This window comes from Streptomyces sp. FH025, from assembly GCF_017427025.1.
Lineage (GTDB): Bacteria > Actinomycetota > Actinomycetes > Streptomycetales > Streptomycetaceae > Kitasatospora.
This window is the reverse complement of sequence record NZ_JAFLNG010000308.1, coordinates 1-8,817: the sequence shown is the minus strand read 5'-3', so window position 1 is coordinate 8,817 and position 8,817 is coordinate 1. Positions and strand designations below refer to the sequence as shown.

Annotated in this window: 10 protein-coding genes; 2 read left to right on the top strand and 8 right to left on the bottom strand. The window is 70.5% G+C overall.

All coding sequences use genetic code 11. From position 1 onward, the window contains the following. Window positions 1-24: 24 nt before the first annotated feature. The 8 genes from J0670_RS21540 to J0670_RS21505 are packed head-to-tail and all read right to left on the bottom strand — an operon-like array spanning window position 25 to window position 6,821. Window positions 25-423 (bottom strand): metal-sulfur cluster assembly factor, encoded by a 399-nt coding sequence (locus J0670_RS21540; RefSeq protein ID WP_279383051.1) that lies wholly within the window; start codon window positions 421-423, stop codon window positions 25-27. 21 nt (window positions 424-444) lie between these two features. After that, complete coding sequence (gene sufU, locus J0670_RS21535) at window positions 445-897, bottom strand: Fe-S cluster assembly sulfur transfer protein SufU (protein WP_207813277.1); 453 nt, start codon at window positions 895-897, stop codon at window positions 445-447. A 16-nt stretch (window positions 898-913) separates the two neighbouring features. Beyond that, a complete protein-coding gene (locus J0670_RS21530; RefSeq protein WP_207813276.1) occupies window positions 914-2,173 on the bottom strand; it encodes a cysteine desulfurase in 1,260 nt (419 codons plus the stop codon). Beyond that, window positions 2,170-2,934 carry a Fe-S cluster assembly ATPase SufC gene (sufC, locus tag J0670_RS21525; protein ID WP_196952639.1) on the bottom strand — a complete coding sequence of 255 codons (765 nt, stop codon included), beginning with the start codon at window positions 2,932-2,934 and terminating at the stop codon, window positions 2,170-2,172. The genes J0670_RS21530 and sufC overlap by 4 nt, the downstream gene beginning before the upstream one ends. A gap of 6 nt (window positions 2,935-2,940) precedes the next feature. Further along, window positions 2,941-3,258, bottom strand: coding sequence for a bifunctional 3-phenylpropionate/cinnamic acid dioxygenase ferredoxin subunit (locus tag J0670_RS21520; protein ID WP_207813275.1), 318 nt, complete (start codon window positions 3,256-3,258; stop codon window positions 2,941-2,943). A 5-nt stretch (window positions 3,259-3,263) separates the two neighbouring features. Further along, the gene (gene sufD, locus J0670_RS21515; protein ID WP_207813274.1) at window positions 3,264-4,496 is read right to left on the bottom strand and encodes a Fe-S cluster assembly protein SufD; all 1,233 of its coding nucleotides are present in this window, start codon (window positions 4,494-4,496) and stop codon (window positions 3,264-3,266) included. A gap of 57 nt (window positions 4,497-4,553) precedes the next feature. Then, entirely contained in the window at window positions 4,554-5,969 is a 1,416-nt protein-coding gene (gene sufB / locus J0670_RS21510) for a Fe-S cluster assembly protein SufB (RefSeq protein WP_196952642.1), read from the bottom strand. A gap of 9 nt (window positions 5,970-5,978) precedes the next feature. Next, complete coding sequence (locus J0670_RS21505; RefSeq protein WP_207813273.1) at window positions 5,979-6,821, bottom strand: MarR family transcriptional regulator; 843 nt, start codon at window positions 6,819-6,821, stop codon at window positions 5,979-5,981. Between the two features lie 163 nt (window positions 6,822-6,984). Between J0670_RS21505 and J0670_RS21500 the strand changes: the two genes are divergently transcribed. Beyond that, window positions 6,985-7,911, top strand: coding sequence for an ABC transporter ATP-binding protein (locus tag J0670_RS21500; RefSeq protein WP_207813272.1), 927 nt, complete (start codon window positions 6,985-6,987; stop codon window positions 7,909-7,911). After that, window positions 7,908-8,678, top strand: coding sequence for an ABC transporter permease (locus J0670_RS21495; protein WP_207813271.1), 771 nt, complete (start codon window positions 7,908-7,910; stop codon window positions 8,676-8,678). The genes J0670_RS21500 and J0670_RS21495 overlap by 4 nt, the downstream gene beginning before the upstream one ends. Window positions 8,679-8,817: the final 139 nt, after the last annotated feature.

The following is an 8,817-nucleotide window of genomic DNA, read 5'->3' as shown; positions in this document are numbered from 1 at the left end:
AGCGGCGTTCGTACCGGCCGTCCGTCAGACGTTGAACCCCAGCGCGCGGAGCTGCTCGCGGCCGTCGTCCGTGATCTTGTCGGGGCCCCACGGCGGCATCCAGACCCAGTTGATGCGCAGGTCCTGCACCAGGCCGTCGGTGGCGGTCTTGGCCTGGTCCTCGATGACGTCGGTCAGCGGGCAGGCCGCCGAGGTGAGCGTCATGTCGATGGTGGCCACGTCGGACTCGTCGATGTGGATGCCGTAGATCAGGCCCAGGTTGACGACGTCGATGCCCAGTTCGGGGTCGACGACGTCCATCAGGGCCTCGGTCAGGTCCTCGACCGAAACGGTGCCGGCGGTGGTGCCGACGATCACGCCGTTCGGCTGCTCCTCCACAGCGGAGGCCGTGGCGTCGGCGGCGGTGGCGGTTTCGTCACTCATGGTCTGTCCTCCTCTGCGGGATCAGTCGTTCACTGCGGGGTGCTGGGCGAGCGCCTGGGCGGTGGCGTCCTTCCAGGCCATCCAGCTGAGCAGGGCGCACTTGACCCGGGCCGGGTACTTGGAGACGCCGGCGAACGCGACCGCGTCCTCCAGCACCTCCTCGTCGCCCTCGCCCTGGCCCTTGCTCTGCATGAGCTCCAGGAAGGCCTCCTGGACCGCCTGCGCCTCGCCCACGGTCTTGCCGACTACCAGGTCGTTCAGCACCGAGGCGCTGGCCTGGCTGATCGAACAGCCCTGGGACTCGTACGAGACGTCGGTGACCTTCGCGCCGTCGAGCTTCACCCGCAGGGTGATCTCGTCGCCGCACGTCGGGTTGACGTGGTGCACCTCGGCGTCGCCGTCCCGCAGACCCTTGCCGTGCGGGTTGCGGTAGTGGTCCAGGATGATGTCCTGGTACATCGAGTCGAGCTTCATGTCCTGGCGCGTCCCGTCAGCCGAAGAAGTTCCGGACGTGGTGCAGGCCGTCGATCAGCGCGTCGACCTCGCCCGGCGTCGAGTACAGGTAGAACGACGCCCGCGTGGTCGCCGGAATTCCGTACCGCAGGCAGACCGGCCGCGCGCAGTGGTGGCCGACGCGCACGGCGATGCCCTGCTCGTCCAGCACCTGGCCCACGTCGTGCGGGTGGATGTCACCGAGGGTGAAGGAGATCGCGGCGCCGCGGTTCACGGCCGTGCGCGGGCCGATGATCCGCAGGTCCGGGACCTCCAGCAGGCGCTCCACCGCGTACTCGGTGATCGCGTGCTCGTGCGCCTCGATCTTCTCCATGCCGATGGCCGACAGGTAGTCGATGGCCGCGCCGAGCCCGACCGCCTGGGCGATCGGCGGGGTGCCGGCCTCGAACTTGTGCGGCGCCGGGGCGTAGGTGGAGGAGCCCATCGTGACGGTCTCGATCATCTCGCCGCCGCCGAGGAACGGCGGGAGGTCCTCCAGCAGCTCCTGACGGCCCCAGAGCACGCCGATGCCGGTCGGGGCCAGCATCTTGTGGCCGGTGAAGGCGACGAAGTCGGCCTCCAGCGCCTGCACGTCCAGCACCATGTGCGGAGCGGCCTGCGAGGCGTCGATCACGACCAGCGCGCCGACCGACTGGGCCTTGCGGACGATCACCTCGACCGGGTTGATCGTGCCCAGCAGGTTGGAGACCAGGGTGAAGGAGACCACCTTGGTCTTCTCGGTGATCAGCTCGTCGATGTTCGACAGGTCGAGCCGGCCCTCGTCGGTGAGCCCGAACCACTTGAGCTTCGCGCCGGTGCGCTGCGACAGCAGCTGCCACGGGACGATGTTGGAGTGGTGCTCCATCTCCGTGATGACGATCTCGGAGTCGGCGTCGACGCGGTAGGGCTCGTCGGCCCAACCGAGCATGTTGGCCACGAGGTTGAGCGACTCCGAGGCGTTCTTGGTGAAGATCACCTCGTTGCGGCTCGGCGCGTTGATGAACGCGGCGACCTTGTCCCGGGCGCCCTCGTACATCGCCGTGGCCTCCTCGGCGAGCACGTGCACGCCGCGGTGGACGTTGGCGTTGTGCCGCTCGTAGTAGGCGTTGAGCGCCTCCAGCACCTGGCGCGGCTTCTGCGAGGTGGCCGCGTTGTCCAGGTAGACCAGCGGCTTCTCGTCGTGCAGCACCCGCTGCAGGACCGGGAAGTCCTTGCGGATCGCGTCGGTGTCGAGAAGACCGGTGAGCGTATGCGTCACTCGGACGCGCCCCCCTTCACGTACGCCTCGTAGCCCTCGTTCTCCAGCTTGTCGGCGAGCTCGGCACCGCCGGACTCGACGATGCGGCCGCCCGCGAAGACGTGGACGTAGTCGGGCTGGATGTACCGCAGGATGCGGGTGTAGTGGGTGACCAGCAGGGTGCCGACCTCGCCGGTCGAGCGGACCCGGTTGATGCCCTCGGAGACGATCCGCAGCGCGTCGACGTCCAGGCCGGAGTCGGTCTCGTCGAGGATCGCGATCTTCGGCTTGAGCAGCTCCAGCTGGAGGATCTCGTGGCGCTTCTTCTCACCGCCGGAGAAGCCCTCGTTGACGTTGCGCTCGGCGAACGCCGGGTCCATCTGCAGGGCGGCCATCGCCTCCTTGACCTCCTTGACCCACAGCCGCAGCTTGGGGGCCTCGCCGCGGACGGCGGTGGCGGCGGTGCGCAGGAAGTTGCTGACGGAGACGCCCGGGACCTCGACCGGGTACTGCATGGCCAGGAAGACGCCGGCCTTGGCGCGCTCGTCGACGGACATCTCCAGGACGTCCTCGCCGTCCAGCAGCACCGAGCCGCCGGTCACGGTGTACTTCGGGTGGCCGGCCAGCGAGTAGGCCAGGGTGGACTTGCCGGAGCCGTTCGGGCCCATGATGGCGTGGGTCTCGCCCTGCTTCACGGTCAGGTCGACGCCCTTCAGGATCTCGCGCGGGCCGTTCTCGGCCTCGACGGAGACGTGCAGGTCGCGGATTTCAAGGGTTGCCATGTGTACTCAGGACTCCTGGTTGACGGAGACGAGCACATCGTCCCCTTCGATCTTTACGGGGTAGACAGCGACCGGCTTGGTGGCGGGCAGGCCGGAGGGCTTGCCGGTGCGCAGGTCGAAGCTGGAGCCGTGCAGCCAGCACTCGATCATGCAGTCCTCGACCTCGCCCTCGGAGAGCGAGACGTTCGCGTGCGAGCAGATGTCGTTGATCGCGAACACCCCCTCGTCGGTGCGGACGATGGAGACCGGCACGCCGTTGAGGTCCACGCGCTTGGGCACGTCCTCCTGGAGGTCGCTCAGCGCGCAGGCACGGAGGAAGCTCATCGGGATCAGACCGCCGATTCCAGCTCGGCCTCGATCTTCTCCATGAGCTGCTCCTGCACCTCGGCCACGCCGATCTGCTGGAGCAGCTCGGCGAAGAAGCCGCGGACCACCAGGCGGCGGGCCTCGTCGGCCGGGATGCCGCGCGCCATCAGGTAGAACAGCTGCTCGTCGTCGAAGCGGCCGGTCGCCGAGGCGTGGCCGGCGCCGACGATCTCGCCGGTCTCGATCTCCAGGTTCGGGATCGAGTCGACCCGGGCGCCGTCGGTGAGCACCAGGTTCCGGTTGAGCTCGTAGGTGTCGGTGCCGAGCGCGGCGGCGCGGATCAGCACGTCGCCGACCCAGACCGCGTGCGCGTCCTGGCCCTGCAGCGCGCCCTTGTACGCCACGTTCGACCGGCAGTGCGGCGTGTCGTGGTCGATGATCAGGCGGTGCTCCAGGTGCTGGCCGGCGTCGGCGAAGTACAGGCCGAACAGGTCGGCCTCGCCGCCGGGGCCGGCGTAGTTGACCCGCGGGTGCAGGCGGACCAGGTCGCCGCCGAAGGTGACGACCACGGACTTGTACGAGGCGTCCCGGCCGACCAGCGCGTTGTGCTGCGCGGCGTGGACGGCGTCCCGGTCCCAGTCCTGGACGGAGACGAAGGTGAGCTTGGCGCCGTCGCCGACCAGCAGCTCGACGTTGGCGGCCCGGGTGCCGGTGCCGGTGTGGTTGAGCACCACGACGGCCTCGGCGAACGGCTTGACGTCGATCACCACGTGGGCGAAGCGGACCCCGCCCTCGGCGCGCACGTCGATCTTGACCGGCTCGGTCAGCACCGCGTCCTGCGGGACGGTGACCACCAGGGCCTGCTCGAAGGCGCTGAAGGCCTGCGCGGCGACCCGGTCGACCGGCGTGCCGGCCTTGCCCAGGCGGGCGTCGTCCCGGCCGACGGTCTCGGCGGTGACGCCGTCCGGCAGCGTGAACTCGACCTTGTCCTCGCCGCGTTCGGCCTGGGCGGCGGTCCCGTCGTGCAGCCCGCCGAGGCGGTGCAGCGGGGTGAACCGCCAGTCCTCCTCACGGCCGTGCGGCACCGGGAAGTCGTTCACGTCGTAGGAGGGCTTGACCGCGACGCGCGCGTCGATCGGCTGCTGGACCGTGGCCCGGCCGGTGCCGGGGCCGGCGAGCTGCGCGCCCGCGCCGGCGGTGCCGACCTCGATCGAACCGGCGGTGGTCGAGCCGGTGGGGGTGTTGACGTCAGCCATGGCTGTTCGTTGTGCTCTCTTCCTCAAAAGTCGGACGGGATCGCGTGCGGCTGGACGTCAGCCGACCGCGCCCTCCATCTGCAGCTCGATCAGCCGGTTGAGCTCCAGCGCGTACTCCATCGGCAGCTCACGCGCGATCGGCTCGACGAAGCCGCGGACGATCATCGCCATCGCCTCGGTCTCGGTCAGGCCGCGGCTCATCAGGTAGAACAGCTGGTCCTCGCTGACCTTGGAGACGGTCGCCTCGTGGCCCATGGACACGTCGTCCTCGCGGACGTCCACGTACGGGTAGGTGTCCGAGCGGGAGATGGTGTCGACCAGCAGCGCGTCGCACAGCACGTTGGACTTGGCGCCGTGCGAGCCCTCGCCGATCTCGATCAGACCGCGGTAGGACGTCCGGCCGCCGCCGCGCGCCACCGACTTGGAGACGATGTGCGAGGAGGTGTTCGGCGCCATGTGCACCATCTTGGCGCCGGCGTCCTGGTGCTGGCCCTCGCCCGCGAAGGCGATCGACAGGGTCTCGCCCTTGGCGTGCTCGCCCATCAGGTAGACGGCCGGGTACTTCATGGTGACCTTGGAACCGATGTTGCCGTCGACCCACTCCATGGTCGCGCCCTCGTACGCCACGGCGCGCTTGGTGACCAGGTTGTAGACGTTGTTCGACCAGTTCTGGATGGTCGTGTAGCGGCAGCGGCCGCCCTTCTTGACGATGATCTCCACGACCGCCGAGTGCAGCGAGTCGGAGGAGTAGATCGGCGCGGTGCAGCCCTCGACGTAGTGGACGTAGGCGTCCTCGTCGACGATGATCAGCGTCCGCTCGAACTGGCCCATGTTCTCGGTGTTGATCCGGAAGTAGGCCTGGAGCGGGATGTCGACGTGCACGCCCTTCGGCACGTAGATGAACGAGCCGCCGGACCACACCGCGGTGTTCAGCGCGGCGAACTTGTTGTCGCCGGCCGGGATGACGGTGCCGAAGTACTCCTTGAAGATCTCCGGGTGCTCGCGCAGCGCGGTGTCGGTGTCCAGGAAGATGACGCCCTGCTCCTCCAGGTCCTCGCGGATCTGGTGGTAGACGACCTCGGACTCGTACTGCGCGGCGACACCGGCGACCAGGCGCTGCTTCTCCGCCTCCGGGATGCCCAGCTTGTCGTAGGTGGCCTTGATGTCCGAGGGCAGGTCCTCCCAGGACTCGGCCTGCTTCTCGGTGGAGCGGACGAAGTACTTGATGTTGTCGAAGTCGATGCCGGAGAGGTCCGAGCCCCAGGTCGGCATGGGCTTCTTGCCGAACAGCTTCAGGCCCTTGAGACGCAGGTTGAGCATCCACTCGGACTCGTTCTTCTTCGCCGAGATGTCGCGGACGACGTCCTCGCTGAGCCCGCGCTTGGCCGCGGCACCGGCGACGTCCGGGTCGGCCCAGCCGTACTCGTAGTTGCCCAGGCCCTCGAGCTCCGGGTGCGAAACGGTGTCAGTCATGCGAGCTTCCTAACGCGCGGACGCAGAATCTTCGGTGGACGTACCGGCAGTCGGCACTGCATCGGAGCCGTGACCCGCAGGGCGCCGGTCGGGCGACGATGCGGCACCGGGTGCCGGCACATAGGTGGTGCAGACCCCGTCGCCGTGGGCGATGGTGGCCAGCCGTTGCACATGGGTGCCCAGGAGCTGGGAGAAGACCTCGGTCTCCGCCTCGCAGAGCTGCGGGAACTGCTCGGCGATGTGCGCGACCGGGCAGTGGTGCTGGCAGAGCTGGGCGCCCGCCGGGGCCTTGGCCGCGGCCGACGGGACACGCCGCACCGTGGCAGCGTACCCGTCCGCGCTCAGCGCCTGGGCCAGGGCCTCCGGGCGCTCCTGCGCCTCGGCCCGGCGCAGGGCTTCCAGGTACTTCTCGCCCTGCTTGCCGAAGCGGGCGCGGGCGAAGGCGGCGACCGCCTCCTCGCCCGCCTTGCCGCCGCCCACCGAGTCCGAGATCCAGCGCAGCGCGTCGGCCGCGAGCTGGTCGTACGCCTGGTAGAAGGCGTCCCGGCCGGCGTCGGTGAGGGCGAACACCTTGGCCGGACGGCCTCGGCCGCGGCTGCCGTAGACCCGCTGCTCGCGGGACTCGACCAGACCGGTGGCGGCCAGTCCGTCGAGGTGGCGGCGGACGGCGGCGGCGGTGAGACCGAGCCGGCTCGCCAGGTCGGCGGCGGAGGAGGGGCCGTGGTCCAGGATCGACCGGGCGACCCGGTCGCGGGTGGCCCGGTGGCCGTCCAGCAGCACCTCGGCCGCCGTCACGGGCACGTCGCAGTCGGGGGCCGACTCGGCCTCCCGCTGCTGGGCGTGCTCGCGCATGTTTTTCACAACACCAGTGTTGCGTAATTACTTCCGCCGGGACAAGCCGTGACCCAGGCCTCACTCGTGTCATCTGTCACGCAGGCAAGCCTTACCTGGCCTGCCGGAACGATCGACGAGGCGGCGTCGGGCCACCCCGTGAGGCACTCTTACACTCGCCGGTATGCACTCCGAACCCGCGGTCCAGATCGCCGGGCTGGTCAAGCGCTACGACGACAAGGTCGCGGTGGACGGCCTCGACCTGACCATCGCCGCCGGCGCGATCACCGCCGTCCTCGGCCCCAACGGCGCCGGCAAGACCACCACCATCGAGACCTGCGAGGGCTACCGCCGCCCCGACGCCGGCACCGTCCGCGTCCTCGGCCTCGACCCGGTCGCCCAGAACGCCGCGCTGCGGCCCCGGATCGGCGTGATGCTCCAGTCCGGCGGCGTGTACGCGGGCGCGCGCGCCGTCGAGATGCTGCGGCACACCGCCAAGCTGCACGCCCACCCGCTGGACGTGGACGCCCTGGTCGAGCGCCTCGGCCTCGGCTCCTGCGGCCGCACCACCTACCGCCGGCTGTCCGGCGGCCAGCAGCAGCGGCTCGCCCTGGCGATGGCCGTGGTCGGCCGCCCCGAGCTGGTCTTCCTGGACGAGCCCACCGCCGGCCTCGACCCGCAGGCCCGCCGCGCCACCTGGGAGCTGGTCCGCGACCTGCGCCGGGACGGCGTCACCGTGGTGGTCACCACCCACCACATGGACGAGGCCGAGCAGCTCGCCGACCGCGTCGCCATCGTCGACCGCGGCAAGGTGATCGCCGACGGCACCACCGAGGAGCTGTGCCGCGGCGGCGCCGAGGACACCCTGCGCTTCGACGGCCCGCCCGGGCTCGACCTCGGCCCGCTGGTCAAGGAGCTGCCCGCGGGCGCCACCGCCGTCGAGACCGCCCCCGGCAGCTACCGCGTCGAGGCGCCCGTCGACCCCGCGCTGCTGGCCACCGTCACCGGCTGGTGCGCGGCCTCCGGCATCCTGCCCGAACGGCTGGCCGTCCAGCGCCGCAGCCTCGAAGACGTCTTCCTCGACCTGACCGGACGGGAGCTCCGTTCATGACTTCCACGGACTACTCCCCCGCGCCGGGAGCGGCCCCCGTCGGCCGGATGCTGCTGGCCCAGACCGCCTTCGAGACCAGGATGCTGCTGCGCAACGGTGAGCAGCTGCTGCTCACCGTGGTCATCCCGACCGTGCTGCTGGTGCTGTTCTCCGCCGTCGACATCGTCGCCGTGGAGGGCCCCGGCAAGCGGGTCGACTTCCTGGCGCCCGGCCTGCTCGCGCTGGCCGTGATGTCCACCGCGTTCACCGGGCAGGCCATCGCCACCGGCTTCGAGCGCCGCTACGGCGTGCTCAAGCGGCTGGGCGCCAGCCCGCTGCCGCGCTGGGCGCTGCTGACCGCCAAGACCGGCTGCGTGCTGGTCACCGAGGCGCTGCAGGTCGCGCTGCTGTCGGTGATCGCGCTGGCGCTCGGCTGGTCCCCGCAGGGCAACCCGTTCGCCGTCGTCGCGCTGCTGGTGCTCGGCACCGCCGCCTTCTCCGGCCTCGGCCTGCTGATGGCCGGCACCCTGAAGGCCGAGGCGACGCTGGCCGCCGCCAACCTGGTGTTCATCCTGCTGCTGCTCGCGGGCGGGGTGATCGTGCCGCTGAGCAAGTTCCCCGACGCCGTACGGTCGGTCCTGGAGCTGCTGCCGATCTCGGCGCTCTCGGACGGCCTGCGGTCGGTGCTCCAGCACGGCGCCGGGGTGCCGTGGTCGGACCTCGGCATCCTGGCCGGCTGGGCCGTCCTCGGCCTGGCCGCGGCCGCCCGGTTCTTCCGCTGGGAGTGACCACCGGAAGCAGCCGCCGGGAGTAACCCCCACCGACAACGCGCGACGCCCACCGGCCACTTGAGGCCGGTGGGCGTCGCGCGTTTCAGCCGACGGTGCGTCAGCCCTGGCTGCCGCCACGGCGCCTGCGGGCGAGCAG

Excerpts from the sequence above, each read along its gene's own strand:
- sufC (WP_196952639.1), bottom strand. The coding sequence starts at position 2,934 with ATGGCAACCCTTGAAATCCGCGACCTGCACGTCTCCGTCGAGGCCGAG.
- J0670_RS21495 (WP_207813271.1), top strand. The coding sequence starts at position 7,908 with ATGACTTCCACGGACTACTCCCCCGCGCCGGGAGCGGCCCCCGTCGGC.
- J0670_RS21505 (WP_207813273.1), bottom strand. The coding sequence starts at position 6,821 with ATGCGCGAGCACGCCCAGCAGCGGGAGGCCGAGTCGGCCCCCGACTGC.
- J0670_RS21500 (WP_207813272.1), top strand. The coding sequence starts at position 6,985 with ATGCACTCCGAACCCGCGGTCCAGATCGCCGGGCTGGTCAAGCGCTAC.
- sufU (WP_207813277.1), bottom strand. The coding sequence starts at position 897 with ATGAAGCTCGACTCGATGTACCAGGACATCATCCTGGACCACTACCGC.
- sufB (WP_196952642.1), bottom strand. The coding sequence starts at position 5,969 with ATGACTGACACCGTTTCGCACCCGGAGCTCGAGGGCCTGGGCAACTAC.
- J0670_RS21540 (WP_279383051.1), bottom strand. The coding sequence starts at position 423 with ATGAGTGACGAAACCGCCACCGCCGCCGACGCCACGGCCTCCGCTGTG.
- J0670_RS21520 (WP_207813275.1), bottom strand. The coding sequence starts at position 3,258 with ATGAGCTTCCTCCGTGCCTGCGCGCTGAGCGACCTCCAGGAGGACGTG.
- sufD (WP_207813274.1), bottom strand. The coding sequence starts at position 4,496 with ATGGCTGACGTCAACACCCCCACCGGCTCGACCACCGCCGGTTCGATC.